The sequence below is a fragment of the Halogeometricum rufum genome (assembly GCF_900112175.1).
Taxonomy (GTDB): Archaea; Halobacteriota; Halobacteria; order Halobacteriales; family Haloferacaceae; genus Halogeometricum; species Halogeometricum rufum.
In genome coordinates, this window is record NZ_FOYT01000002.1 from 740,706 (window position 1) to 765,301 (window position 24,596).

Sequence of the window (24,596 nt, forward strand, 5' to 3'; positions counted from 1 at the left end):
GCTCAGAGGCCGGCGAGGACCTCGTCGGTCGTCGCCACGTCGGCGAACTCACCGTAGAGGTGGGTCAGGGCCGTCCGGTGCATCGTCTCGGCCGAGTACGTCTCGCCGTCCGGTCCCTCGCGTTCGAACGTCGCCGTGGCGTCGGAGACGACGGTGGGTTCGAAGCCGAGGTTCTCGGCCATCCGCGTCGTCGTCGAGACGCAGTGGTCGGTGGTGAGGCCGACGAGGACGACGCGTTCGCAGCCGTTCTCGCGGAGCCACGACTCCAACTCGGTGCCGACGAACCCCGAGTTGACCCGCTTCGTGAACACCGTCTCGCCGTCGCGCGGTTCGGTCTCGGGCTTCCACGCGAACCCCGGACTGTCCCCTCGCAGGGGGGAGTCCGGTTCCGTGGAGTCGTGTCTGACGTGAGCCAACGGGAGGTCACGCTCCCGCCACGCGTCAAGGAGGCGGGCCGCGTTGGACTCGGCGTCGGGGGTGCTCCGGTCGCCGTACGCCGGGTCGTCCAGCCCCGTCTGCAGGTCGACGAGGACGAGGGCTGTTCGGTCGGCGTCGAACGCGGCGTCAGTCATCGGCGGTCCTCGGCGCGGGTTCGGTCCGGGGCGGGGCGGCCTTCGGGTGGTCGCGCGTGACGACGATGGGGCACTCGTCGGGCGAGTCGTCGGGGTCCTCGCGGAACAGGTACTGCGGCCACTCGCGGTCCGATTCGACCCCCCAGTCGCCCAGGTCGGCGTGCGGGCAGACGCCGTCGTACTCCTCCATGCGGGCCTGGATGGTCTCGCGCGCCTGCCGACCGGCCTCGGTGTCGGCGGTGATGCCGTCGAACAGCGACCGGGGTTGGAACGTTATCTCCAGTCCGACCGGGCAGTACCTGCTCTTGCGCTCCTCGTAGAACGGCGCGCGACACGTCGGGAACATCGGTTCGCCGCCGAAGCAGAACTCCCAGTGGGGGTCGTCGGGGTCCGTCGGGATGTCCGCCGGCCACGGTTCCGGGTCGTGGACGTGGAGGAACTGCAGGAGGTGCCACAGCGTCTCGTGGTAGTCGCCTTCGGTGAACTCGCGGTCCGGCGGCCGGAAGAACGTCACGAACGACGCCCTGCCCGGTCGGTCGCGGTAGACGTCCAGATACTCCAAGAGCGCGTCGCGGAAGGCCAAGAGCGCGTCCTTGTCTGTCGTCGACGGCACCGCGGTGTAGAGCGGTTCGCCGTCGCGGACGGACTGTGCGCCGAAGTGGCAGGGGAACGGCGTGCCGTTCCGTTCGCCCAGAACCGCGTCGGTGAACGTCTCGAAGTGTCGGACGACCCAGTCGGGCATCGCTCCGGACTCGACCCGTTCGGCCATCGTCTCCTGGTCGACGACCGCCTGCACGCCCGGTTCGTTCATACGAACACGTTCGACCGAACCGGCATGAGCGCTTCGGAAGTGAGAGAATCGGTAGGTGCGCGAATCGACAGTTATCGGGCCTCGAAACCGCTCGGACGGCGTCCGTTCGCCCGAACGGCTGTCGGAATCTCGAACGGGCGGTCGGTCAGTCGGCGCGACTGCCGACGGCGAACGTCCCGGCGTCCTCGCCCGCGGCCGCGGGGGTCAGGTAGGAGACGCCGACGGTGAGGGCGAGCGAGAGCGCCATCCCCCACAGCGCGAAGTCCCAGCCGAAGTACGTCGCGCCGAACAGCGTCGTCCCGCCGACGGTGACCTCCGGGAGGAAGACGTGCAGGAGGTAGAACGCCTGCCCCCCGCCGACGCCCGCGAACATGCCGGACCGGGTCGTCTTCGGCCAGTAGAGCGCCACCATGACGGGCAGCGCCAGTTGCGCGAAGCCGCCGAACGCGGTGTCGCCCACCTCGATGAGCGTCCCCGGTCGGAACAGGCTGGCGACGAACGACAGCGTGGCGAAGGCGGCGACGCCGAGGCGAGCGACCCAGCCCTCGCGTTCGTCGGAGGCGGTCGGGTTCAGGAACGGCCGGTAGAGGTCGCGCGTGAGGTACGACGACCCCGAGAGCAGCATCGAGTCCGAGGAGGACATCATGGCCGCCATCGCCCCCGCGACGACGAGGGCGGCGAACCAGACGGGCGTGTACTCGTTCAGGAGTGCGGGGACGACGTTCGACCCCTCCGCCACCTGCACCCCCAGTCCGGCGGCCCACGACCCGAGCAGGAACGCGGGGACGAACAGGAGGAGTACGAGGACGGGCCAGAGCGCGAACGACCGCTTCAGCACCCGGTCGTCCTTCGCGACGAAGAACCGCTGGTTTATCTGCGGGAACATGATGACGCCGAAGGCGATGGTGACGGCGGTGGATATCATCCACTCCGGCGAGTAGAGGCCGCCGCCGAGCGCGAGGAACTCGGGCGTGTTGTCGGCCATCGAGGCGGAGATGGTCGAGAGGCCGCCCGCCGAGGTGACGACCCACGCGACGGCCACCCAGACGATAGAGAGCATGAACAGCCCCTGAATCGTGTCCGTCCACGCGACGCCGCGGAGGCCCGCGAGGACGACGTAGATTATCATGAACACTGTGATGAGGGCGGCGCCGGCCCAGTAGGGAACGATGCCCTCGGTCAGGCCGACGATGGCCTCACCCGCGCCCATCTGCTGGAGCATCACGTAGGGGAACAGCCAGAAGATGCTGACGCCGGCGACGAGGGCGCGGAGGCGCTTGGACCCGAAGCGGTCGCCGAGCATCTCCCCGAGGGTGACGTAGCCTCGGTTGCGGCCGATGAGCCACTGGCGGTAGCCGACGGCGTACCAGAGGATGGCGAACAGGACGCCGTCCATCAGCCCCATCACGAGAATCCACTCGGGGCCGGCCGAGTAGGCGAGGTTGGGGCCCCCGAAGAACGTGAACGCCGAGAGCAGCGTCGCGAACGTCGTGAACAGCAGTACGACGGTGCCGAGCGACCGACTGGCGAGGTAGTAGTCCTCGGCGTCCCGACTCGTCAGGCGGTAGGCCACGACGCCGACGGCGAGCGAGACGACGAGGTAGACGCCGACGACGCCCAGTTGGACGAGGAGGTCGGAGGTGGCCATCGGTCACACCCCCCGGTCGACGTCCATCCCTCTGTCCCACGCGCCGCGCGTGAACAGGTAGAACGCCACCGACGCCAGCAGCATCCAGCCGACGTGCCACCACAACCACACCGGGAGTCCCGCCCACGTCGTCGCGTCGCGCCACAGGAACCACGGGATGGCGAACGTCACCAGTACGGCGAACACCGCAATCCACAGGTAATCGGTCCTCGGTCGAGTCATCTGGCGTCTCTAGTCCCCCGAAACAAGTAAACATTGTTGTTTCTAATTCGGATAGGAGTTCCGAAGAATATTGTTCTTCAGTAGTCGAAGTTGGGTGGCGGCGGTCAACCAACGCGTCGGAACGGGCGGGCGAGGGGGTTCCCCGGCGACGCGGCGGGTCGTCGGCGAGCAGAGTTCGGCCGACTCCGGGGGCGTCACCGGCGCGACGACGACGAACGTCGAAACAACTACGAGTACGATAGTTATTTGCCTCCAGCAGTCCTTATATAAGGCCGTCACCGACCGATTCGTGACACTATCACCGACATCATCTCACCACCCGAGAGGGGTGCTTCATCAATGGACGATACAGCAAAATATCTCATTCACGCCGCGATTACTGCGGACGGCGTCGTCGAACGTTCGGACGTCGTCGGCGCAATCTTCGGGCAGACGGAAGGTCTGCTCGGCGACGACTTGGACCTGCGGGACCTCCAACAATCGTCGAAAGTCGGCCGCATCGACGTACAGATAGAGAGCGAGAACGGGCAGTCGTTCGGGAACGTCACCATCGCCAGCAGTCTGGACAAGGTGAAGACGGCCATCCTCGCCGCCTCGCTGGAGACCATCACGCGCGTCGGACCGTGTCAGTCCGACGTTCGCGTCACGGACATCGAGGACGTGCGCGAGGCGAAACGCCGCGAGGTGGTCGACAGGGCGAAAGAACTGCTGTCGACCTCGTTCGACGACAGCGTCATGACCTCCTCGGAGATTCTCGAGGAGGTCAAAGAGAGCGTCCGCGTCGAGGACATCACCGAGTACGAGGGCCTGCCCGCGGGCCCGCGCGTCCTCGACTCCGACGCCATCATCGTCGTCGAGGGGCGCGCGGACGTGTTGACGCTCCTCCGCTACGGCATCAAGAACGCCATCGCCGTCGAGGGGACGAACGTTCCGGACCCCGTCGCCGACCTGACGCAGGACCGCACGGTCACGGCGTTCCTCGACGGCGACCGGGGCGGCGAACTCATCCTGCGCGAACTCGTGCAGGTGGGCGACGTGGACTACGTGGCGTTCGCGCCCGACGGGCGGTCCGTCGAGGACCTGCAGCGTCACGAGGTCATGTCCGCCCTGCGGAGCAAGGTCGCACTGGAGATGCTCCCGGCCGAGGGGAGCGTCCGCGAGGCCGCTACCGACGGAACCGTCGCCGACGCCGGCGGTGACCCGTCGGACCCTCCTCGGGAGTCGCCGACGACTGAGTCGGCGACTCCACCCTCCGAGACGGGGGCGAACGAGGACCGCATCGACCGAAACCCGAGCGTCACCGTCGAACGACTGGACGACGCCGCGGCGACGACGAACGCGTCCGCCGACGCGGACGCGGCGCCGCCGGAGCGTCAGACGACGGACGAGGGAGGGGCGACCGGCACCGAGACCGACGCCAGCGCCGACTCCGCCGACGCGTCGGGCGTCGGGGCCGGCGTGGCGAGCGTCGTCAGCGAGACGGCCGACTCCCCGTCGGCGTCGACCGAGACGGACGACGGCGGCGACGAGACGGCGGACGCGGCGACCGACGCAGACGAGGGAACGGCCGGCGCGGAATCGACCGCGGCGGCGGAGTCGGTCGAAGACGCGGCGTCTGCCGCGGACGGGGAGACCGACGCGGCGGCGGCCGCCGAGGCCGACCGACCGGCCCCGAAGTCGCTCCGTGAGCACGTCCGAGAGGTCGTCCGCGGCGGGACGGGCGCCGTCCGGTTCCTCGACGCCGACTTCGCGACGACGGACGAACGCGACGCCGCCGAGGCGTTCGACGCCATCCGTGACGCGGAGACGCCGCCGGACACCGTCGTCCTCGACGGGACGTTCGACCAGCGTCTCGCCGACGTGTCGGCGCAACGCGGCGTGGGTCGCGCCGTCGCCGCCACCACCGGCGACTTCGTGAAGAAGCCGGTGAGCGTCCGCGTCCTCACCGCAGACCAACTGTTCGAGACCGACGAGTAGCCGACGCCGGCGGCCCACGGGGACCGAGAGCCCGGTGCGGCGCACTCAGTCGACGGGTCGGGCGTACGCCACCCCGTCGCCGGCGTCGAAGTGGTCCGGTAGCCGACCCGTCTTCTCGAAGCCGACCGACTCGTACAGCGACCGCGCCGCGTCGTTGCCCGCGGCGACGGTCACGGTCATTCGCGACCCCCGCGGACGGGCGTCGAACAGCGTCTCCAGCAACTCCCGGGCGCGGCCCTCGCGTCGGGCGTCGGGATGGACGACGAGTTCGGCGACGTGACACCGGTCGCCGGACTCGACGGCGAGGAGGTAGCCGACCGGCCGGTTCCGGGCGTCGGTGGAGACGAACACGGTTCCGACCGCGTCGGCCGCCGCGAGGAGGTCCGGGGCCGGTTCCGCGAGGTACGACTGGAGGCGCGAGAGCGTCTCGGCGTCGGCGGGGCGGGCGCGGCGGACGGGCGTCACGCGACGAAGGCGAACGCCACGCCCGTGCTGACGACGGCCCCGACGAGGGTCGCGGTGAAGTTCACCGCCTCGTTGCCCACGCGAGAGCCCTCGACGGTGGCTCCGAGGAGGCTGTCGACGGTCATCCCGGCGAGTCCGCCGAGGAGGACGAGGACGGCGCCGAGCAGTCCCGTCACGTCCGTCATCAGGGCGGCCGCGACGGCGGCGACGATACCCGCGCCCACGAGGCCCGCGAGTTCGCCCTGCCACGTCACGCCGCCGTCGGTTCCGGGTTCGACCCGTTCGAGCGTCGTGATGAGCCGCGGGTTGTCGTACAGGCCGCCGACCTCCGAGGAGAGCGTGTCGCTCAGCGCGGCCGCCATCGACCCCGCGAAGGCGAACTGGAACAGCGTCCCGTCCAGCGTGACGTGCGCGCTGGCGGCGAAGCCGACGACCGAGACGAGGGCGACGGCGGCGTTGCCGAACACGTTCGAGGTGCCGCGCGCGCCTTCGTTCTCCTCGGCGACGCCGCGAGCGAGTTTCTCGTCGTAGCGGAACTTCGTCGAGAGCGCACCGATGGCGAAGAACGACATCAGGACCGCGAACCAGCCGAAGCCGCCGAAGACGATGACGAGGAGGCTGAGGAGGACGCCCGACAGCATGCCCGTGACCGACGCCGCCTTCAGGGCGTAGGAGATGAGTCCGAAGGCGACGGTGAGCGCGAGCGCCGCGGCGATCTCCACGGCGGTTATCGGTCCGGACAGCGCGGCGAACGACCACAGGAGCAGTCCCGTCGAGAGCATCACCAGCGGGTCGTCGCGCTCGAACAGCAGTTCGCGGAACAGCGCCGCGACGATGGCCCCGGCGGTGGCGAGGAAGACGAACAGCGGGTACGCGGGCGAGAGCGGCGTCACCGCCGCGACGCCGGCCTGCCCGGCGACGCCGCCGAGGAACCCGCCGAGGACGAACCCGGAGGTGCCGACGAACGGGTCGTCGGAGGCGGTGGCGACGACCTGTTTGCCGAGGTTGCCGTACGAGAGGACGAGCACCGTGGCGACGAACAGCGAGACGGGCATGTCCACGGCGGCGACGAGGATGGCGAGACCGGCCGCCGCGAGGGCGAAGCCGGCGAGGCCGTTCAGCCGGCCGTCCTGGTGGTCGCCGGGGCGGGCGAACACCTCGAACAGGGGGCCGTCGGTGACGACGAACGCCGCGAGGAGGGCGACGGCCGCGAAGGGGGCGAACGCCGCCACGTCCAGTACCGGCGCGGCGAGCGCTAACGTCCCCACGAGGGCGAATCCGCCCGCCCGACGGAGCCTCGGTTGCACACAGTCGGATATCGCAGACTCGCACTTAACCCTCCCGACATTGACTATCGCGTCGGACGGGCGGACGGACGCCGACTGACGCCGACGGACGGGCGTTCGCGCCCACGCCGCGAATCGGTGCCGTTTAGCGGCGGGAGGACGCTCTCCGTGGTGTGGGACTGTACGACGGCTACCTCGCCCTTCGACTCCGCCGCCACGAAGCCGACCCGCCGGCGCACGTCGCGGTGGTCATCACGGAACGTGACCTCCTCGAACAGGGGGCCTACGAGACGCTGGAGGACTTCCTCCAGTGGGCGTTCGAGTTCGGCGCCGAACGCGTCACCGTCTCGGTGAGCGTCCTCGACGAGGCTGTCGTCCCGACGCTGGAACGCGAACTCCGCGACGTCGAGTCGCCACGCCCCGTCGCCGTCCGCGGCCCCGGCGACAGGGAACGCGCCGACGAACCGGTGCAGGTGAGCATCGGCCTCGGCGGCAAGCGCGAGTTCGCCGACGTCGTCCGCGACATCGCCGACGACGTGGAGTCTGGCGACCTCTCGCCCGAGGACGTCGCCGCCGAACACGTCGAGGAGCGACTCGTCTTCCCCGACGAACCCGACCTGCTCATCAAGACCGGCGCGGAGCGTCTCTCGGACTTCATGATCTGGCAGTCCGTCTACTCGGAACTCTACTTCACCGACGTGAACTGGCGGGACTTCCGCAAGCGCGACTACCTGCGCGCGGTCCTCGACTTCCAGAACCGACAGCGGCGGTTCGGCCGATAGGCCGAATCTCGTCGGATTCGGTCCGCCCGCCGGCCGCGAACGCCGGCGAGCGCTCCCAGACGTTTGTGCTGGCCGCGGCGAAACTGGACGGCATGGTTCCTCCGCCCACCGACGGGCCTCCCGGGGTTGGAGACGACGTCGCGACGACGGGGACGGGGCTCTCGAGACTCGTGGACGTTCAGAACCGGCAGTTCAAGGCCGTCTCCTGCACCCGGTGCGGGTACACGGAGTTCTACCGGACCGGCGGGTCGGACGCGCTCCTCGACCTGTTCTTGGGCTGAGACGCCGCCGGACTCGGCGGCCTGTCGGGCCCCGTCTCGACTCGGCTCAGTCCGCCGCTTCGGCGTCGCCCTGCCGTTCCAACTCGGCGACGACTTCCTCGGCCCCGGCCGAGGGCAACTTCTCCCGGAGGCGACTCGCGACAGTCTTGGCCTCCGCGAGTTCCGTCTCGGCCGCGGAGCGGACGAGCGCCACCGCTCGCTCCGTTCGGGTGCGCTGCCACGACTTCTCGCGGGACTCGTACGTGCGGAGGCCACGGAGGAAGTCGACCTTCGAGAACTCGGGCCAGTAGGGGGCACAGAAGTAGACGGCCGCCTCGTTGCCGTTGGCGTGCCACGGGAGGAAGTTCGAGGTTCGCTCGTCGCCGCCCGTCCTGATGATGAGGTCCACGTCGCGGGCGGGTTGCCGGCAGAGTCGCTCGTCCACCTCGTCGACGGTGACGTCGTCGGGCGAGAGCGCTCCCGACTCCACGTCGCGGGCCACGTCGCGGACGGCGCCGAGCAGTTCGGCCCGGCCCCCGTAGGCGAGGGCGATGTTGAGCCGGAAGTTGTCGTAGTCGCTCGTCCGGTCCTCGGCGTAGTCGACGGCGTCGCGGAGGCGCGGTGGGAGGCGTTCCGTCTCGCCGATGGCGCAGATGCGGACGCCGGACTCGTGGACTCTGTCGGCGTCGGCGAACTCGTACAGTTTGTCCTCCATCAGGTCGAACAGGGGGTCGAGTTCCTCCTGCGGGCGGTCGAAGTTCTCCGTCGAGAACGCGTACAGCGTCAGTTCCTCGACGCCGGACTCGTCGCACCAGTCCAGCACCCGTTCGCTCGTCTTCGCGCCCTTCTTGTGACCGTCCGGGGCGTCGTCGCCGTGGCTACGGGCGTAGCGTCGGTTGCCGTCCTGAATGATGGCCACGTGTTCGGGACTGCTACCGAGTTCACGGCGCAGCATCCGCTCGTAGGCGCCGTTGAACTGCCGACGAAGCCACTCTCTCATTGGAGGTGAAACCGCACCGAGACGTATGATTCTTTTCGTTCTCGCAGCACGTCCGGGCGAGTCCGACGTTCTGCGAGTAGAGACAGTCCTTCTGAGACGATTGTTCGTGGCGGACGAACTCCGCCGGCGAACCGTCACCCGTTTATCTCTCGTCGGCTATCGTCCACGTATGAGCGAGACCGTAGACGATGACCTCTACAAGCGCACGCTTGCACTCCTCGAACCCGGCGACATCGAACTCGTCGGGGCCATCGTCCACACCGACCTCTCCGGGCAGGAGGACCTGGAGATGCAGGAACTCACCGTCGAGATAAACGAGGTCATCTCGGACCACGCCGAGAAGGGCGAGACGTACATCTACGCCGGGAACGACACGCCCGACTTCTCGTCGAACCAGTTTCAGGGCCTCACCATCGACGACGAGTCGTTCGTCTGGGAGTGCCAGCAACTCCTCCGCGGCGGGACGTTCGACCTCGTGTTCTACTACGAGGCGGGCGTCGAACAGGAGGCACTCGCGGCCGACCTGGACGCCCTCGACCACGTCGAACGCGTGACGCAGGTCCCGTAGGCGCGGTTCGGACGGTCCGCACGTGACGCGACGCCGGCGGCGGTTCGTCCATAGCTAACCGCACATTTTCACCCCCGTCCGCACTCGTTTCGAGTAGTGACCGACTCGAATCGAGCGCCCGAACCCCCGGCTTCGAGACGCTTATCCTCGCGCACACCTGAGGGGAAACCATGAGCAGGGCCGACGTCGATAGAGCCGAGTTGACGACGCTCGACCGGGCCATCGTCAACGCCTTTCAGGGCGGATTTCCGGTGGTCGAACGGCCGTTCGAACCGGCCGCGGCGGCGCTTCGCGAACGCGGCGTCGAGGTGACCGCGGACGAACTCCTCGAACGGGTCCGCCACCTCGACGACGAGGGCGTGTTGACCCGCTTCGGCGCACTCGTCAACGCCGAGGAGATAGGCGGGACGGCGACGCTGGTCGCCATGCACGCCCCCGAGGACCGGTTCGACGAGGTGGCCGAGCAGGTGAACGCCCACCGCGAGGTTGCGCACAACTACGAACGCGAACACCCGCACCTCAACATGTGGTTCGTCGTCAGCGTCGCCGACGAGGACCGCGTGGCGGAGGTGCTCTCCGAGATAGAGTCGGAGACGGGCCAACCGACGTACAACCTCCCCAAGCGCGACGAGTTCCGCGTCGAGGCGAAGTTCATGCTCGACGGGCCGGTGCCCGACGGCGACGTGGACCTGTCGGACCTCGGACCGGCGGTCGAACCCGAGGACCGCCGGACGCTGACGCCGGCCGAACGCGACCTCGTGTTGGAGATACAGGGCGGCCTGCCCGTCTCGGCCACGCCGTACGCCGACGTGGCGGACGCACTCGACGCCGACACCGATTGGGTCGTCCGGACGATAAAGCGGTTCGACGTCGAGGGGAAGGTCCGTCGCGTCGGCGTCATCCCGAACCACTACGCCCTCGGCTACACCGAGAACGGCATGACCGTCTGGAACGTCCCCGACGACGTGGTGCAGGACGTGGGGCCCGCCGTCGCCTCGCTGGACTTCGTGACGCACTGCTATCGGCGGCCGCGGCACGAGGGCGTCTGGCCGTACAACTTCTTCGCGATGACGCACGGCCGGACCGAGGCGGAGAGCCGAGAGCGAATCGAACAGGTGCGCGACGTGATGTCCGAGTACTGGGACGTGGGCGACCGCACGACCGACGACGAACAGGGCGACTGGGACACCCTGTTCTCGACGCGCATCCTGAAGAAGACCGGAATCAGGATGGCCGAACGGGCCGACGCGAACACGGAGTAATCACGAGATGGTGGGGAACAGCACGGACGGCGAGGGGGACAGGACGGAGACGGACGACCGCAGCACAGAGACGGACGAACGCGAGTCGAATCCGGAGGCCGAAACCGAGTGATACCGCTGTACCACGACTTCACGGACGAACGCGTCCTCGTCTTCGGCGGCGGCCCCGTCGGCGCGCGGAAGGCCCGGCGGTTCGCCGCGGAGGCCGCGGTGACCGTCGTCAGTCCCGACTTCGAGGCCGCGGACTACGGCGACGCCGAACTGGTCCGCGCGGCACCGTCGCCCGCGGAGGTGCGAGACTGGGTCGACCGCGTCGAACCGTCGCTGGTGGTCGCCGCGACGGACGACGACGCGGTGAACGACGTCGCCGCCGACGCCGCGCGTGCCGTCGGCGCACTCGTGAACCGCGCGGACCGAAGCGACGCGGACGCGGACGACGACGGCGAACGCGGCGACGACGAACACGGCGAGAGCGGCGGCGAGGGACACCCGGACCGAAGGGCGCGCGACGTCGTCGTCCCCGCCACCGTCGAAGACGGGGACGTGCGCGTCGCCGTCTCGACGGGCGGGGCGAGTCCGGCGCTGGCGAAGCACCTGCGCGAGCGAATCGAGGCCGACATCACTGGCGCGGGCGCGATGGCCGACCTGACCGGGCGACTCCGCCGAGAACTCCGAGATTCGGACTATACGGCCGCCGAGCGGCGGGACGCGGTCCGCGCCGTCGTGCGGTCGGAACGGGTTTGGAAGGCTTTACGTACGGGGGAATCTAAAGCCCGCCAAGAGGCAGACCGCGTGATACGGAACACAGTCGGAGGTGGACGATGAGGAACGCTGGCGTCATCTCTGGCGTTCGTGTGTCCCACGAACACGCGACCGTCGACGAGATAGCGTCGGCGTCGGACGGGGACGTTCGTTCCGCCGTCGAATCCCTCCTCGCCCGCGACCACGTCTCGGAGGCGTTCGCCCTCCAGACGTGCAACCGCGCCGAAGCCTACGTCGTCACCGAGGCGCAGGCGGCCGGCCGCCGGGCGCTCGCCGACTTCGCTCCCGACGTGCGGGACGGCGCCGTCGTCGAGATGAACCACGAGGAGAGTCTCCGGCACCTGATGCGGGTCGCGGCCGGACTCGAGTCGCTCGTCGTCGGCGAGGACCAGATTCTCGGGCAACTCAAGCGGGCGTTCGAGACGGCCCGCGGCGCGGGCGGCATCGGGCCGATACTGGACGACGCCGTGACGAAGGGCACGCACGTGGGCGAACGCGCACGCACGGAGACGGCGATAAACGAGGGCGCCCTGTCGCTCGGTTCCGCCGCCGTCAGACTCGCCGAGTCGGAGACGCCGCTGGAAGGAGCGACGGCAGTCGTCATCGGCGCGGGCGAGATGGGGACGCTGGCGGCCCAGTCGCTCGCCGCCGCGGGCGTCGAGGACCTCGTCGTCGCCAACCGGACCGTCCCGCACGCCGAACACGTCGCCACCGAAGTCGACGTGCCGGCGCGCGCCCTCTCGCTCGACGCCGTCGAGGAGGCCATCGAGGCGGCGGACGTCGTCATCTCGGCCACCGGGAGTCCCGAGTACGTCCTCTCCTCGGACCACGTCGAGACGAGCGGAGAGACGACGGTCATCGACATCGCCCAACCCCGCGACGTGGACCCGGCCGTCGAGTCGCTCCCGGGCGTGGTCGTCCACGACATCGACGGGCTGGAGGCCGTCACCGAGAAGACGCGCGAACGGCGGCGCGAAGCCGCACAGCAGGTCGAAGCCATGATCGACGACGAGTTCGAACGGCTGTTGGAGTCGTACAAGCAGCGCCGCGCCGACCGAGCCATCAGCGGGATGTACGAGGCCGCAGAGCAGGTCAAACAGCGCGAAGTCGAGACGGCGCTGGCGAAGCTCGACGCGCAGGGCGGGCTGACGGACGAACAGCGGGAGACGGTGGACGCACTCGCTGACGCCCTCGTCGGGCAACTGCTCTCCGCGCCGACGAAGAGCCTCCGCGAGGCCGCCGTCGAGGACGACTGGGACACCATCCAGACGGCGATGACGCTGTTCGACCCCGACTTCGGCGGCGACGAACCGTCGCTGGAGTCGCCGTCGGGGCCGCGAGACGGGATGCCCGACGGCGTCCCCGAAGACGTGCCCGACGACGCCGACGTCCCCCGGCACGTCCTCGAAGGACTCGCCGACGACTGAGGGCGCGCAGACGGCCGACGCGAGACGCCGTCTGGGCGGGGAGAAACGTTATTCGCCCGGCGGACGACATCCCGCCATGGCCGAACTACTCGACGACGACGAGATTCAGACCCGACTCCCCGACGGCTGGGAACGCGACGGCGACGAGATAACGAAGACGTACGAGTTCGATGACTACCTGAAGGGCATCGAGTTCGTCACGAAGGTCGGGGAAGTCGCCGAGGAGGAGTTCCACCACCCCGAGATAATCGTCGGCTACGAGGAGGTAGAGGTCCGTCTCACCAGCCACGAGGAGGGCGGAATCACGGACAAGGACATCCGCCTGGCCGACCTGTTCGACGACGAGCGATAGCCGTGAACGCCGCGTACGTCTTCCGCGTGCGGTTCCGCCTCGACGCCGCGTCGGGCGTCCGCACCGACCCGCGGACGTTCGAGACGGTGGTCGAAGTCGCCGCCGCCGACCCCGGCGAGAACGACTGGACGTTCTTCCGGGACGCCCTGTGGCGCGGCGAGGTCAACGACGACCGGTACGCCCGCGAACTCGCCGAGGAGTGGCTCTCGGTGCCCGTCGACGCCGTCTCGTTCAGCGAGTTGCGCACCGACGAGGCGTATCTGACGGCGTTGCGGGCCGAGATAGCCGACCACCTCGACCTCTTCAACGCCGACTCCGCGCGCGAAGTGCTCCACAAGTACCTCGGGTCGAGCATCCGGGTCGAAGACGGCGACTGAACACGCGTCGGAGAGGCTGACAGTACCGCCGAAAAGCACATAGCCACCGGGCGCGTACCCTCGCCTCCGATGGTAGCCGACGCGTACGACTTCTGGCTGTTCGACCTCGACGGCACGGTCGTCGACGCCGACTGGTCGTACACCCGCGAGGTGTTCGACCGGGTGGGCGACAGACTCGGCCGCGAGTTCACCGACCGCGAGGCCGAGGTCGTCTGGCACGGCCTCGGCGGCGCGCGCGACCCGCAACTGCGGGCGTGGGGCGTCGACCCCGAGGAGTTCTGGCCCGCGTTCCACGCCGTCGAGGACCCGCAGGCCCGCGCGGAGGCGACCCACCTCCACGACGACGCCGCCGACCTCCTCGCCGCCGTCGCGGACGACCGGCCGGTGGGCGTCGTCACGCACTGTCAACAGTTCCTCGCCGACCCCGTCCTCGACCACCTCGACCTCCGCGACTGGTTCGACGCCGTCGTCTGCTGCACGGAGGAAGTCGGGTGGAAGCCCAACCCCGCGCCCGTCTACCACACGATGAAGGCGCTCGGCATCGACCCCGACGCCGGCGCTCGCGGCGTTCTCGCCGGCGACGGGTCCAGCGACATCGGGGCCGCGTGGAACGCCGGACTCGACGGGATTCACGTCGAGCGTCACACCCCGGAGCGACGCGGCCGGTGCGTCCTCGCGGACGTGCGCGTGGAGACGTTCGACGAGTTACGGAACCGGCGCGTCGCCACCGACGGCGGGTTCGTCGTCGAGTGAAGTGACGCTACTCGTCGCCCGTCGCCGGCAGGTCGCGAATCGCGATGAAGCCGTCGCTGGAGACGGATAGCTCCCACTTCGCGTACGGGAACCGGACCTGTATGTCGTAGCGCGACGACTCCCCCGGCCGCGGTTCGAGCAGTGTCTCCAGCGCCTCCGCGTCCAGCGAGGTGAACAGCGGTTCGGCCTGCATCGCGTCGACGCCGGTGTGCGCCTCCATCACCTGTGCGATGGTCGTCCCGAGTTCCTCGTCCCTCTGCCAGTCGTGGACGCCGATGACCGTCCACGTCCCGTCGGCCGTCTCCGCGGGGAACGCGTCCACCGCTTCCTCCAGCGTGTCGCACGGCCGGTCCTCGACGAGCGTCTCCTCCTCTATCGTCGGCGTCCGGTTCCGCGTCGCGAGTTCGCTCGCCCGTTCGACGACGGCGGCGACGTCGCCGTCGTCGGCTTTCCGGACGTACTCGGAGATGCCGGCTTCCAGCGCGTCGAGTGCGACGGCGTCCCACTCCTTTGCGGTGTAGAAGATGATCGGTATCGACGCGGCGCGCCGGCGCGCGGCGACGATGAAGGCGGTGTCGTCGTCGAGTCTGAGCGAGTCGCTGACGATGCAGTCGACCGACCGGGAGTCGAGGACCTCCAGCCCGTCCTCGGCGTTCGACGCCGTCACCGTCTCGATACCGTCGTCGGCGTGTCGCTCGAAGGAGAGCTCGGAGAGCTCGAGCAAATCCGGGTCGTCGTCGACGTGCAGGACGGTCGCACTTGAATCCATGCGTGTGGGAGTTAGTCCCACCGCACTAAAATTTTCTTGGCAGGTGATGTGTCAGACTGATTGCCTAGTCAGTCCGACTCGTAGCCCGCCAGTCCGTCGAACACGACGGTGTCGGCGAGGAGCGTCGAGAACGCCTCGACGCTCTCCTTGGCCGTTCGGTCGGGGTTCGCGCGGACGCGGACGGACTCCTCGCCGACGGGGACGAACGCCATCCCCAGCGTCTCGGCGGTGGCGCGCAGGCCGAGTCCCGCATCGGCCTTCCCTCGCAGGACGGCGCGCGCCGGACTCTCCGTCGCCTTCGTCGTCAACTCGTAGCCGTCGACGGCCGCGGTCAGGTCGCGTCGCGTCGTCCCCCGGTCCGCCGCGAGTTCCTCGAACGCCGCGTCCAGACTGGCCCGGAGCCCGGCGTTCGCGTCGCGGTTGACGAAGCGCAGGTCGCCAGCGACGAGGTCCGAGAGGCCGGACACGTCCGCGGGGTTGCCCGCGGGGACGACGAGTCCCCACTCGCGCGTCCACCCGCCGAGGTCGACGCTCTCCACGTCGCGGTCGGTGGGGCCGGCGACGACGGCCACGTCGGGCACGCCGCCGCGGAGGCGACGCAGGCCCTCTCGGCTCCCGACCGGGAGGTACCGCGGCGCGTCGAGTCGGTCGAGGAGGCGCGACAGGGCGGGGTCGTCCTCGCCGACGCCGAGGAGGGTCGGCGCGCGCACGTCCGGCGAGAACAGGCGCACTTCGACGGACTCGCCCGCCGCGAGGTACTCGGTGTCGGGGTGAACTTCGACCACGCCGTCGGCCTCGACCAGCGACGTGGTCGCGCCGCTTCCCTTGTCCACCGGGTACACGAGCGTCTCGCCGGCCTCGTCTTCGAGGAGGCCGACGGGCATGAGGCGCAGTCGCCCCTCGCCGTAGCGTTCGCGGGCGGCCATCGTCCCGGTGACCGTGGCCGTCCGCGGTTCCGGCAGGCCGGCCGCGCGGCGAATCGCGGGCGCGACGAACGTCTGGAAGATGGTCAGCGCGGAGACGGGGTAGCCCGGCAGGCCGACGTAGGCGGAGGCGGAACCGGGGGCTTCGTCCTCGCCGTCGCCGTTCTCGCCGTCGCCGTCCTCGCCGTCGCCGTTCTCGCCGTCACCGTCCTCGCCGTCGCCGTTCTCGCCGTCACCGTCCTCGCCGTCGCCGTTCTCGCCGCCGAGGGTGCCGACGAGCATCGGCTTGCCCGGCTTGACCGCGACGCCGTGCAGGAGGAGTTCGCCGCGCGACTCGATGACGCGGTAGATGACGTCGACGGCGGAGGCGGAGGTGGACCCCGAGGACAGCACCAGGTCGCACTCCTCGGCCGCCTCCACGAGGATGCGCTCCATCTCCTCGTAGTCGTCGCCCGCGTGGGGGTACAGCACCACCTCGCCGCCGGCCTCCTCGACGCCGGTGGCGACGGTGTAGCTGTTCACGTCGTAGATCTGACCGGCGTCGCTGTTCAGCGGGTCGCCCGGCCGGACGAGTTCGTCGCCGGTGGAGATTATACCGACCGTCGGCTTCCCGCGGACGGGCACCTCGTCCACGCCGAGCGCGGAGAGCAGGCCGATTTCGCGGGGCGTGAGGTACGTGCCGGGGCCGAGTGCGCGCGCCCCGGCGGCCACGTCCGCGCCGGCGAGCATCACGCTGTCGCCGGGCGCGACGGCGTCGCGGACGACGAGGGTGCCGTCCCGTTCCTCCGTCCGTTCGACGATGACGACGGCGTCCGCGCCGTCGGGCATCACCGCGCCCGTGGAAATCTCGGCCGCCTCGCCGTCGCCGACGACGACGTCCGGTTCGCTCCCGGCGTGGACCTCGCCGACGAGTTCGAGTTCCTCGGGGGACGCCTCGCCCGCGCCGAACGTGTCCCGGGCGCGGACGGCGTAGCCGTCCATGCTCGCTCTGTCGAACCCGGGCACGTCCATCTCGGCGTCGATTCGCTCGGCGAGGACGCGCCCGCGGGACTCCCTGAGCGGGACCGTCTCGGGGGCCGGCGACAGGTCGAGGTTCGCGATGGCCGCGTGGGCGTCCTCGGGGTCGGCCAGGTCGCGGAACTCCTTTCGGGTCACGCGAACCACCCCGTGGCGAGGGTGACGCCGTCGGTCGCACGCTCGGCCGCGACGCGGCCGAGAGGCCGTCCGACGGAAGTCACGCCGACCACTCCCAGCCCTCGACGGTCACGGCGTCGCCCTCGTCGTAGCCCTCCCGCCCCTCGGGGACGACGACCCACCCGTCGGCGAGTGCGACCGACGAGAGGACGCCCGACCCGGAGGCGCGGGTCGGTTCGGCGGTGCGTTCACCGGACTCGTCGGCCTCGCCGAGTCGGACCCGCGCGAACGTCCGCACGCCGGGTTCGCTCGGAATCTTCCGCGTCAGACGCGCCTCCACGCTCGGGTACGGTCGGTCGTCGAGGTGGCCGACGCGCTTCAGCACGGGGCGGAGGAACTGCACGGCGTTGACGATGCAGGCGACGGGGTACCCCGGCAGCATCACGACGGGCGTCTCCTCCACGACGCCGAGAGCGACCGGGTGCCCGGGTTTGAGGGCGACGCCGTGGACCAGCACTTCGCCGAGTTCGTCGACGACTTCGGGAATCAAATCGCGTTCGCCGACCGAGGACCCGCCCGTCGTCACGACCACGTCCTTCGTCAGGTCGCGTTGGACGGCCGCGCGGAGGGCCGCGGGGTCGTCGGTGACCACGTCTCGATACGTCGCCACGCCGCCCCAGCGTTCGACCAGTCGGGAGACGGTCAGGCCGTTCGTCTCGACGATTTCGCCCGGCCCGGGGTCCGACTGGACGAGTTCCTCGCCCGTCGGAATCACGCCCACCGTCGGCCGTTCGTACACCGACACCTCGTCGCGACCGACGGACTTCAGGAGGCCGAGGTCCGAGGGCCGGAGTTCGTGGCCGGCGTCGAACAGGGCCTGTCCCTCGGACACGTCCTCGCCGGCGTCGCCGACGTTCTCGCCCTCGGTGACGGCGTCGAACACCTCCAACTCCGCTCCGACCTCCTCGGCGTGTTCGACCATCACCACCGCGTCAGCGCCCGGCGGGAGTTCGCTGCCGGTGTGGACGCGGACGGCCGCGCCCGGTTCGACGGCGGCGTCGGGGTCGGACTCCGCCTCCGCGACGGCGACGCGGAGGGTCGAGGGCGACCGGTCCGACGCGCCGAACGTGTCCGCGGCGCGGACGGCCCACCCGTCCATCGCCGCGCGGTCGTAGTTCGGAACCGGATTCGGCGCGGTGACCGACTCCGCCAGGGGGCGGCCGTCGGCCCGGCCGATGGGAAGCGTCTCCGTCCGGTCGTGCGGTGTCGCCGCCGCGAGGAGCGTCCGGCGCGCCTCGGCGACCCGCGTCCGCTCTTTGAACCCGGCGGTCTGCCGGTCGTGCGCGTTCGTCATGGCGGATGGTTGGCCGGCGGAGAGTAAAAGGCTCCGCGCGTCGGCCGCGGCGAGTGTCGGGGCCGAGGCCGACACCTGCGGTCGGACGCGGCGACTGGTCGGCCGTCGGACCACAAGGCTTACCCGTCCGCTGGCGGCCGACCGCGGCCTTTTTCGACCCGGCATCCGTACCAACGAGTATGTCTGCATTGCGGGACGCGCTTCAGGAACTTCCGGACGCGGTGTTCGCCGACCTGCTGGAATCCGACGACGCGTACCTCCTCGTGTTGGACCTCCCGGGCGTGACCGCCGAAACCGCGGAACTCCACGTCGAGAAGGGCCGCCTCGTCATCGAGGCGCGCCGCGACAAACAACTGCCGACGGAGTTCCGGTACGTCCGCGAGGACCGCTCTCTGTTCCTCGACGCCGAGATTCCGCTCCCGCCGGACGCGACGGGCGCCGGCGCCGACAGCGAGATGGACCGCGGCGTCCTCACCATCCGCCTGCCGAAACGCGACGCCGCCCCCGAACGGACCATCCCCATCTCCAGTGCCGACGACACCGAGGCCTGACCGCGCGGTGAGGTGGTGACGCTGGTCAATCTACGTTCGTACTGGCGGTTTCTGGTCGTCGTCTACCAGTTCTTCCCGCTGATAGTCGCGTACGCGCGCGACCGTCGCAAGTACCTGCTGTTCGGCGGCCGTCGGACCGTCACGACCGAGATGCAGGCCGAGCGAGCGCAGATACTGCTGGACTCGCTGTTGACGCTCGGCCCGACGTTCATCAAACTCGGCCAACTGCTGTCGACGCGGCCCGACATCCTGCCGCCGCAGTACATCGAGGTGCTGTCGAGTCTGCAGGACGACGTGCCGCCCGCGCCGTGGTCCGACGCGAAGCAGGTGCTGGAGGAGGAACTCGGCCCCATCGACGAGGCGTTCGCGTCGTTCGACGACGACCCGATAAGCGGCGCGAGTCTCGGTCAGGTCTACACCGCCCGGTACGACGGCGAGGACGTGGCGGTGAAGGTTCGCCGCCCCGGCATCGAATCGCTCGTGGAGGCCGACCTGCGCGTCGTCCGGTGGTCGCTGCCGATACTGATGCGGTTCATCGGACAGGGCAGGGCGTTCTCGCTGGAGAACCTCGCCGACGAGTTCGCCAAGACCATCCGACAGGAGATGGACTACGGCCGGGAACGGCGCATCCTCGAACAGATTCGGTCGAACTTCGAGGGCGACCGGACCATCCGCATCCCGGACCCCGTCGAGGAGCGGTCGGGACCGCGCGTGCTGACGATGGAGTACCTCCCCGGGACGAAGATAAACGACGTGGCGGCCATCGACGAGATGGGCGTCGACCGGACGGAGTTGGCGACGCGCCTCCAGCGCATCTACCTCCAGATGATAATCGACGACGGCGTCTTCCACGCCGACCCCCACCCCGGCAACCTCGCCGTGGACGAGGAGGGGCGCATCATCTTCTACGACTTCGGCATGTCCGGGCGCGTCGACCCGTTCATCCAGGACAAAATCGTGGACTTCTACGTCGCCGTCGCCAACCAGAACATCGACGGCATCCTCGACGCCCTCGTGGAGATGGGGACGCTGTCGCCCGAGGCGGACCGGCAGGTGATGGGCGACGTGATGGAACTGGCCATCGCCGACGCCCGCGGCGAGGACATCGAGCAGTACCGCGTCCAGCAGATAATCGAACAGGTCGAGTCCACCATCTACGAGTTCCCGCTTCGACTGCCGCGGAACCTCGCACTCGTCCTCCGGGTGGCCACCGTCGTCGAGGGCGTCTGCGTCACCCTCGACCCCGAGTTCGACTTCATCTCCGTCGCCACCGACTACCTCCGCGAGGAGGGCTACTACGAGGAGACGGCGAAGGAACTCGTCGCCGACGCGGGGCGACAGATGCAACGGACGACGGAGGCCCTGTTCACGGTGCCGCCGAAACTGGACCGCGTCCTCGACAGGGTCGAACGCGAGAACCTGACCGTCAACGTCCGCCTCGAGGACAAGAACGACGTGCTGGACAAACTGGCCCGCCGCCTCGTCTACGGCATACTCCTCTCCGTCGGGGCCCTCTCGACGGCCATCCTCTACGCGTTCGACCAGACCAGCGTCGTCCCCGCCGCCGTCGCCGCGGCGTTGACGGTACCCGTCGTCGTCCAACTCTACCGGTCGTTCCGCAAGAAGCGCGGCCTCCGGACGACGCCGCAGTTCACCCGGCAGAGCATGCGTCAGCGTCGCGGCGAGGACTGAACCGACCTCGCCCCGGCGGCGATTCTCAAACGTGAGTTTTTGAAGCGGACGTTTATTGCGGATGACGAGACACCTTCCCACCGATGACTCGCTGGCGGGTCGTGGTGGCGGGATTCGCCCTCGCGGCGTGCAGCGAAGCGTTCGTCTTCCTCCTGACCGGTCGGGTGACGCTCGTCGGCGGCCTGGCCGGGAGCGCGTTCGCGGGCTACCTGGTCGGACCGGACGCCGCCGACGGCGCGTGGCACGGCCTCTTGTCCGCGCTCACGTGGGGTATCGTCCTCATCCCGGGCCTCGTCGCCCTCGCCGTCGTCGGCGGCGGTACGCTCCCCTTCCCGTTCGAGTACCTCGTCCCACTGTTCGACACGCCCGGCGAGGCGACGACGGGAATTCTGCTCTGCGTGACGCTACCCAACGTCGCGGCGGGCGTCCTCGGGAGTTACTCGCGCGGACGCGACGCCCGCGAGGACGACGGGGGCGACGGCGTGGACGGCTGGTTGGACGCCGACACCGACGAGGCCTGACTGCGACGGCCTACGCGCGGTCCGCGTCGCTCCGCGGCCGGGCGGCCGGTTCGCTCGCGTCGTCGCGGGCGAGTTCGTACAGCACGAATCCGAGCGACGCCATCGAGCGGTCGGCTTCCAGACGCCGGAGGTGCGCGCGGCGTTCGGCGACGGGGTCGGAGGTGCCCGCCGAGTGGCGGCCCACCCCGGCGTGGGAGTCGGCGGCGGGTTCGGCGGCGAACTCGACAGCGTCGAACGCCTCGCGGGCCGCCCGAATCTCGCGGTCCAACCGCGCCCGTTCGTCCTCGTCCGCCGGCGGCGAGAGCCGACTCACGAGCGACCGCTCCGCGGCGGCGGCCGCGTTCGGGTCGACAGCCAGCGTCTCCGCCGCCGCCGAGAGCGACGGCACGTCGAAGCCGAGTCGTCGGCGGACGACGCGGAGGGCGCCGAACGCCGCGGGGAGGAGCCCGTACCGGTCGAACGGGTCGCCGTCGGCCGAGCGACGCTCCGCGGCCGGGGGTAACTCGTCGGCGGCGACGGCGGCGAGGAGGCGGCGGGCGAGCGACTCCCCCTCGGGGCAGCGGAGGCGTCGGACGACTGTGCTGACGGCCGCGTCGGTGCGGGCTGTCGCGTACTGAGCCATACTTCGAAGTCCGCGCCGCGGACGATGTACGCTGTTGCGCGAATATCGTGACAATTGATGGAAGCGCGACGAGGCGTCGGGGGCGACGGCCGCAAAAGCCGTCGTCGCAGCGGCGTTCGTCAGCCGTTCACGCGGGCGAACGCGGCAATAGACCGTTTCCAAACCGTTTATACCGGTCTACCGACAACGCGCAGGTATGCCCAGAGAACAGAAGCAGGTCCGCGAACTTCAGGAAGGCAGCTACGTGATGATGGAGGAGTCGCCGTGCAAGATAAACGCCTACAGCACGGCCAAGCCCGGCAAACACGGCAGCGCGAAGGCCCGAATCGAGGGCAAGGGCGTCTTCGACAGCAAGAAGCGGTCGCTCAGCCAGCCCGTGGACGCGAAGGTGTGGGTGCCCATCATCGAGCGAAAGCAGGGTCAGGTCGTCTCCGTGACGGGCTCCGACGCGCAGATCATGGACCTCAGCACGTACGAGACGTTCACGATGCGCATCCCCGAGGACGAGGACCTCTCGCCCGAAGACGAGATAGAGTACCTCGAGTACGAGGGACAGCGGAAGATCGTCTGATCGGGATGTTCCCCGGGGCAACCGCATCGCGTGACGACGCCGCGTACGTCGTCGTGGGCGCCCCGCTGGATATCTCGACTACGTTCCGACCCGGGACCCGGTTCGGTCCCGAGAGAATCCGGCGGTTCGCCCGGACGTTCGACGACTACGACCGGCGGACCGACCTGCACTTCTCCGACTGTCTCGTCCACGACGAGGGCGACGTCCACTCGTGGGACGACGCCCGCGAGTACGTCGAGTGGGTCGCGGGAACGCTCCGCGACGTGGTGCGCGACGACGCCGTCCCCCTCCTGCTGGGCGGCGAACACACCGTCACCTACGCCGGCGTCGACGCCGTCGAACCCGAGGTGTTCGTCTGTCTGGACGCCCATCTCGACCTGCGTACCGACTACGACGGCAACGAGTGGAGCCACGCCACCGTCACCCGACACGTCCTCGACGAACTCGGCGCGGCGGAGGCGATCATCCTCGGCGCACGAACCGGGTCGCCCGAGGAGTGGGACCGCGCCGACGCCGACGACGTGACCGTCGTCGCCCCCGAGGACGTGGCCGACTTCGACTTCGGCGACCGACTCGACGGGCGGTCGACGTACCTCAGCGCCGACATCGACGGCGCGGACCCCGGGTTCGCCCCGGGGACGGGGACGCCCGAACCGTTCGGGATGGCCCCCCGCGAGATGCGCGACGTGGTCCGGACCGTCGCCCCTCACGCCGACGGCTTCGACGTGGTGGAGGTGAACGACAGGGACGACGGACAGGCGGCGTCGCTCGGCGGGAAACTCCTGCGCGAGTTCGTCTACTCGCACGCCAGCGCCGCGGCTCCCGAGTCCGGCTTCGAGTCCGACGCCGGCTGAAAAGAACGAACGGCCGCGCGGTTTACCGCTTCCCGCTGCGGAACAGCCGTCGTACCTTGCTCGTGATACTCCGCTTCATTCCTCGCGGCAGGCGTCGCCATACGCGCATCGCTTTCCTGAATTTGCCCATGACAGTCACCCCGCGGTGGGTCGCGGTGTTCGTTCGCCCGTCTCGCTGACGGGTGCAAATCGGTAGCGGCGGGGCGTACATAGGTGTCGTGGCCGTCGAGTGACAGGCTCGACGGACGCCGCGACGCCCGAGACCAGCGGGATACAAGCCGCGGGCGGCCGACGACTCGCCCATGGCGATGGACCGCGCCGACGTGATAGCACGGTACGACGAACAGCTCGACACCGCGGCGTACGCCGACGTGGACGCCAGCGCGAACGGCCTGCAGGTCGGGTCGGAGACGGGGACGGTCGAACGCGTCGCGTTCGCCGTCGACGCCGCCGAGGCGACCATCGAAGCGGCCGTGGACGCGGGTGCGGACCTGCTCGTGACCCACCACGGCCTCGTCTGGGGCGGGTTGGACCGCGTGACCGGCCGCGAGTACGACCGCATCGCCCCGCTGGTGGAGAACGACGTGGGCCTGTACGTCTCGCATCTCCCCCTGGACGGCCACCAGTCGCTCGGCAACGCGGCCGGCGTCGCGGACCGCCTCGAACTGGAGGGACGCGAACCGTTCGGCGAACTGGGGCCGGTCCACGTCGGTCAGCGCGGCCGGGCGTCGCGGACGTACACCGTCGAGGAACTCCGCGAGACGCTGGACGGGTTCGACAACGGCGGACGACCGACGCAGGTGCTCGACTTCGGTCCCGACGAGATTTCGGAGATTGCCGTCCTCACCGGGTCGGGCGCGGACTGGCTCTCGGAGGCCGAGGCCGTCGGCGCGGACGCCCTCGTGACCGGCGAGGGGAAACAGCAGGTGTACCACGAGGCGCGCGAGGCGGGAGTCAACGTCTTCCTCGCGGGCCACTACGCGACGGAGACGTTCGGCGTCCGCAGTCTCGCGGCCCTCGCCTCGGAGTGGGGGTTGGAGACGACGTATCTGGACTTCCCGACGGGGCTGTGAGCGGGCGG

The 24,596-nt window shown here is 69.7% G+C and carries 27 protein-coding genes; 16 read left to right on the top strand and 11 right to left on the bottom strand.

The features are described 5' to 3' along the window. Positions 1–2 precede the first annotated feature (2 nt). From BM310_RS13485 to BM310_RS13500, 4 genes are all read right to left on the bottom strand, one after another. The gene (locus BM310_RS13485) at positions 3–572 is read right to left on the bottom strand and encodes a cysteine hydrolase family protein (RefSeq protein WP_089808537.1); all 570 of its coding nucleotides are present in this window, start codon (positions 570–572) and stop codon (positions 3–5) included. Further along, positions 565–1,383, bottom strand: a complete 819-nt coding sequence (locus tag BM310_RS13490) for a YqcI/YcgG family protein (RefSeq protein ID WP_089808539.1) — start codon at positions 1,381–1,383, stop codon at positions 565–567. Before BM310_RS13490 ends, BM310_RS13485 begins: the two co-directional genes overlap by 8 nt. A gap of 145 nt (positions 1,384–1,528) precedes the next feature. Continuing rightward, the gene (locus BM310_RS13495; RefSeq protein WP_089808541.1) at positions 1,529–3,031 is read right to left on the bottom strand and encodes a sodium:solute symporter family protein; all 1,503 of its coding nucleotides are present in this window, start codon (positions 3,029–3,031) and stop codon (positions 1,529–1,531) included. Between the two features lie 3 nt (positions 3,032–3,034). Continuing rightward, complete coding sequence (locus BM310_RS13500) at positions 3,035–3,253, bottom strand: DUF3311 domain-containing protein (RefSeq protein ID WP_089808542.1); 219 nt, start codon at positions 3,251–3,253, stop codon at positions 3,035–3,037. A gap of 339 nt (positions 3,254–3,592) precedes the next feature. Between BM310_RS13500 and dnaG the strand changes: the two genes are divergently transcribed. Beyond that, positions 3,593–5,230 (top strand): DNA primase DnaG, encoded by a 1,638-nt coding sequence (dnaG, locus tag BM310_RS13505; protein WP_089808544.1) that lies wholly within the window; start codon positions 3,593–3,595, stop codon positions 5,228–5,230. Positions 5,231–5,275: 45 nt separating this feature from the next. Here dnaG and BM310_RS13510 read toward each other — a convergent pair whose 3' ends face one another. Together BM310_RS13510 and BM310_RS13515 are read right to left on the bottom strand one after the other, a co-directional pair. Then, a complete protein-coding gene (locus BM310_RS13510; RefSeq protein WP_089808546.1) occupies positions 5,276–5,695 on the bottom strand; it encodes a GNAT family N-acetyltransferase in 420 nt (139 codons plus the stop codon). Continuing rightward, the gene (locus BM310_RS13515; RefSeq protein ID WP_089808547.1) at positions 5,692–7,002 is read right to left on the bottom strand and encodes a DUF92 domain-containing protein; all 1,311 of its coding nucleotides are present in this window, start codon (positions 7,000–7,002) and stop codon (positions 5,692–5,694) included. The genes BM310_RS13510 and BM310_RS13515 overlap by 4 nt, the downstream gene beginning before the upstream one ends. A 152-nt stretch (positions 7,003–7,154) precedes the next feature. Here BM310_RS13515 and BM310_RS13520 point away from each other — a divergent pair, with 152 nt between their 5' ends. Then, a complete protein-coding gene (locus BM310_RS13520; protein ID WP_089808549.1) occupies positions 7,155–7,763 on the top strand; it encodes an undecaprenyl diphosphate synthase family protein in 609 nt (202 codons plus the stop codon). A 92-nt stretch (positions 7,764–7,855) separates the two neighbouring features. Continuing rightward, a complete protein-coding gene (locus BM310_RS13525) occupies positions 7,856–8,044 on the top strand; it encodes a zinc ribbon domain-containing protein (protein ID WP_089808551.1) in 189 nt (62 codons plus the stop codon). Positions 8,045–8,090: 46 nt separating this feature from the next. Here BM310_RS13525 and uppS read toward each other — a convergent pair whose 3' ends face one another. After that, positions 8,091–9,023, bottom strand: a complete 933-nt coding sequence (gene uppS / locus BM310_RS13530) for a polyprenyl diphosphate synthase (protein WP_089808554.1) — start codon at positions 9,021–9,023, stop codon at positions 8,091–8,093. A 169-nt stretch (positions 9,024–9,192) separates the two neighbouring features. On the opposite strand from uppS, the gene BM310_RS13535 reads away from it, so the two are divergent. From BM310_RS13535 to BM310_RS13565, 7 genes are all read left to right on the top strand, one after another. Further along, positions 9,193–9,591 carry a DUF5778 family protein gene (locus tag BM310_RS13535; RefSeq protein ID WP_089808556.1) on the top strand — a complete coding sequence of 133 codons (399 nt, stop codon included), beginning with the start codon at positions 9,193–9,195 and terminating at the stop codon, positions 9,589–9,591. 170 nt (positions 9,592–9,761) lie between these two features. Then, on the top strand, positions 9,762–10,853 hold the full coding sequence (gene ahbB / locus BM310_RS13540) for a siroheme decarboxylase subunit beta (protein ID WP_089808558.1): 1,092 nt from the start codon (positions 9,762–9,764) through the stop codon (positions 10,851–10,853). A 108-nt stretch (positions 10,854–10,961) separates the two neighbouring features. Beyond that, on the top strand, positions 10,962–11,678 hold the full coding sequence (locus BM310_RS13545; protein ID WP_089808560.1) for a precorrin-2 dehydrogenase/sirohydrochlorin ferrochelatase family protein: 717 nt from the start codon (positions 10,962–10,964) through the stop codon (positions 11,676–11,678). Next, positions 11,675–13,042, top strand: coding sequence for a glutamyl-tRNA reductase (gene hemA, locus BM310_RS13550; protein WP_089808562.1), 1,368 nt, complete (start codon positions 11,675–11,677; stop codon positions 13,040–13,042). Before BM310_RS13545 ends, hemA begins: the two co-directional genes overlap by 4 nt. Before the next feature lie 76 nt (positions 13,043–13,118). Continuing rightward, positions 13,119–13,394 (top strand): 4a-hydroxytetrahydrobiopterin dehydratase, encoded by a 276-nt coding sequence (locus tag BM310_RS13555; protein WP_089808564.1) that lies wholly within the window; start codon positions 13,119–13,121, stop codon positions 13,392–13,394. Between the two features lie 2 nt (positions 13,395–13,396). Continuing rightward, positions 13,397–13,771: an LWR-salt protein gene (gene lwrS, locus BM310_RS13560; protein ID WP_089808566.1), complete on the top strand. Its 375-nt coding sequence runs from the start codon at positions 13,397–13,399 to the stop codon at positions 13,769–13,771. Positions 13,772–13,840: 69 nt separating this feature from the next. Next, positions 13,841–14,524, top strand: a complete 684-nt coding sequence (locus BM310_RS13565; protein WP_089808568.1) for an HAD family hydrolase — start codon at positions 13,841–13,843, stop codon at positions 14,522–14,524. A gap of 7 nt (positions 14,525–14,531) precedes the next feature. Here the strand turns inward: BM310_RS13565 and BM310_RS13570 are convergent, their stop codons facing one another. The 3 genes from BM310_RS13570 to BM310_RS13580 form a co-directional block, all read right to left on the bottom strand. Beyond that, the gene (locus BM310_RS13570) at positions 14,532–15,293 is read right to left on the bottom strand and encodes a HalOD1 output domain-containing protein (RefSeq protein WP_089808570.1); all 762 of its coding nucleotides are present in this window, start codon (positions 15,291–15,293) and stop codon (positions 14,532–14,534) included. 68 nt (positions 15,294–15,361) lie between these two features. Continuing rightward, positions 15,362–17,380 carry a molybdopterin biosynthesis protein gene (locus BM310_RS13575; protein ID WP_089808572.1) on the bottom strand — a complete coding sequence of 673 codons (2,019 nt, stop codon included), beginning with the start codon at positions 17,378–17,380 and terminating at the stop codon, positions 15,362–15,364. Positions 17,381–17,450: 70 nt separating this feature from the next. Next, positions 17,451–18,704 carry a molybdopterin molybdotransferase MoeA gene (locus BM310_RS13580; protein ID WP_089808574.1) on the bottom strand — a complete coding sequence of 418 codons (1,254 nt, stop codon included), beginning with the start codon at positions 18,702–18,704 and terminating at the stop codon, positions 17,451–17,453. Positions 18,705–18,883: 179 nt separating this feature from the next. Between BM310_RS13580 and BM310_RS13585 the strand changes: the two genes are divergently transcribed. The 3 genes from BM310_RS13585 to BM310_RS13595 all read left to right on the top strand — a co-directional run bounded on the left by BM310_RS13585 (position 18,884) and on the right by BM310_RS13595 (position 21,468). Next, positions 18,884–19,255 carry an Hsp20/alpha crystallin family protein gene (locus BM310_RS13585; RefSeq protein WP_089808575.1) on the top strand — a complete coding sequence of 124 codons (372 nt, stop codon included), beginning with the start codon at positions 18,884–18,886 and terminating at the stop codon, positions 19,253–19,255. Between the two features lie 12 nt (positions 19,256–19,267). Further along, the gene (locus tag BM310_RS13590) at positions 19,268–20,947 is read left to right on the top strand and encodes an ABC1 kinase family protein (protein ID WP_089808577.1); all 1,680 of its coding nucleotides are present in this window, start codon (positions 19,268–19,270) and stop codon (positions 20,945–20,947) included. Between the two features lie 83 nt (positions 20,948–21,030). Continuing rightward, positions 21,031–21,468, top strand: a complete 438-nt coding sequence (locus BM310_RS13595) for a DUF5518 domain-containing protein (protein WP_177232621.1) — start codon at positions 21,031–21,033, stop codon at positions 21,466–21,468. Positions 21,469–21,478: 10 nt separating this feature from the next. Here the strand turns inward: BM310_RS13595 and BM310_RS13600 are convergent, their stop codons facing one another. Then, positions 21,479–22,090, bottom strand: coding sequence for a hypothetical protein (locus BM310_RS13600; RefSeq protein WP_089808579.1), 612 nt, complete (start codon positions 22,088–22,090; stop codon positions 21,479–21,481). A gap of 196 nt (positions 22,091–22,286) precedes the next feature. On the opposite strand from BM310_RS13600, the gene BM310_RS13605 reads away from it, so the two are divergent. From BM310_RS13605 to BM310_RS13615, 3 genes are all read left to right on the top strand, one after another. Further along, on the top strand, positions 22,287–22,661 hold the full coding sequence (locus BM310_RS13605; RefSeq protein WP_089808581.1) for a translation initiation factor IF-5A: 375 nt from the start codon (positions 22,287–22,289) through the stop codon (positions 22,659–22,661). Positions 22,662–22,666: 5 nt separating this feature from the next. Next, complete coding sequence (speB, locus tag BM310_RS13610; RefSeq protein ID WP_089808583.1) at positions 22,667–23,515, top strand: agmatinase; 849 nt, start codon at positions 22,667–22,669, stop codon at positions 23,513–23,515. A gap of 308 nt (positions 23,516–23,823) precedes the next feature. After that, positions 23,824–24,588 (top strand): Nif3-like dinuclear metal center hexameric protein, encoded by a 765-nt coding sequence (locus tag BM310_RS13615; protein ID WP_089809247.1) that lies wholly within the window; start codon positions 23,824–23,826, stop codon positions 24,586–24,588. The last annotated feature ends 8 nt before the right edge of the window (positions 24,589–24,596 follow it).

Coding starts and splice junctions, on each gene's coding strand:
- BM310_RS13525 (WP_089808551.1), top strand. CDS start 7,856: ATGGTTCCTCCGCCCACCGACGGGCCTCCCGGGGTTGGAGACGACGTC.
- ahbB (WP_089808558.1), top strand. CDS start 9,762: ATGAGCAGGGCCGACGTCGATAGAGCCGAGTTGACGACGCTCGACCGG.
- BM310_RS13605 (WP_089808581.1), top strand. CDS start 22,287: ATGCCCAGAGAACAGAAGCAGGTCCGCGAACTTCAGGAAGGCAGCTAC.
- hemA (WP_089808562.1), top strand. CDS start 11,675: ATGAGGAACGCTGGCGTCATCTCTGGCGTTCGTGTGTCCCACGAACAC.
- uppS (WP_089808554.1), bottom strand. CDS start 9,023: ATGAGAGAGTGGCTTCGTCGGCAGTTCAACGGCGCCTACGAGCGGATG.
- BM310_RS13490 (WP_089808539.1), bottom strand. CDS start 1,383: ATGAACGAACCGGGCGTGCAGGCGGTCGTCGACCAGGAGACGATGGCC.
- BM310_RS13555 (WP_089808564.1), top strand. CDS start 13,119: ATGGCCGAACTACTCGACGACGACGAGATTCAGACCCGACTCCCCGAC.
- BM310_RS13535 (WP_089808556.1), top strand. CDS start 9,193: ATGAGCGAGACCGTAGACGATGACCTCTACAAGCGCACGCTTGCACTC.
- BM310_RS13500 (WP_089808542.1), bottom strand. CDS start 3,253: ATGACTCGACCGAGGACCGATTACCTGTGGATTGCGGTGTTCGCCGTA.
- speB (WP_089808583.1), top strand. CDS start 22,667: ATGTTCCCCGGGGCAACCGCATCGCGTGACGACGCCGCGTACGTCGTC.
- BM310_RS13595 (WP_177232621.1), top strand. CDS start 21,031: ATGACTCGCTGGCGGGTCGTGGTGGCGGGATTCGCCCTCGCGGCGTGC.
- BM310_RS13485 (WP_089808537.1), bottom strand. CDS start 572: ATGACTGACGCCGCGTTCGACGCCGACCGAACAGCCCTCGTCCTCGTC.
- BM310_RS13585 (WP_089808575.1), top strand. CDS start 18,884: ATGTCTGCATTGCGGGACGCGCTTCAGGAACTTCCGGACGCGGTGTTC.
- dnaG (WP_089808544.1), top strand. CDS start 3,593: ATGGACGATACAGCAAAATATCTCATTCACGCCGCGATTACTGCGGAC.
- BM310_RS13565 (WP_089808568.1), top strand. CDS start 13,841: ATGGTAGCCGACGCGTACGACTTCTGGCTGTTCGACCTCGACGGCACG.
- BM310_RS13600 (WP_089808579.1), bottom strand. CDS start 22,090: ATGGCTCAGTACGCGACAGCCCGCACCGACGCGGCCGTCAGCACAGTC.
- BM310_RS13580 (WP_089808574.1), bottom strand. CDS start 18,704: ATGACGAACGCGCACGACCGGCAGACCGCCGGGTTCAAAGAGCGGACG.
- BM310_RS13570 (WP_089808570.1), bottom strand. CDS start 15,293: ATGGATTCAAGTGCGACCGTCCTGCACGTCGACGACGACCCGGATTTG.
- BM310_RS13615 (WP_089809247.1), top strand. CDS start 23,824: ATGGACCGCGCCGACGTGATAGCACGGTACGACGAACAGCTCGACACC.
- BM310_RS13495 (WP_089808541.1), bottom strand. CDS start 3,031: ATGGCCACCTCCGACCTCCTCGTCCAACTGGGCGTCGTCGGCGTCTAC.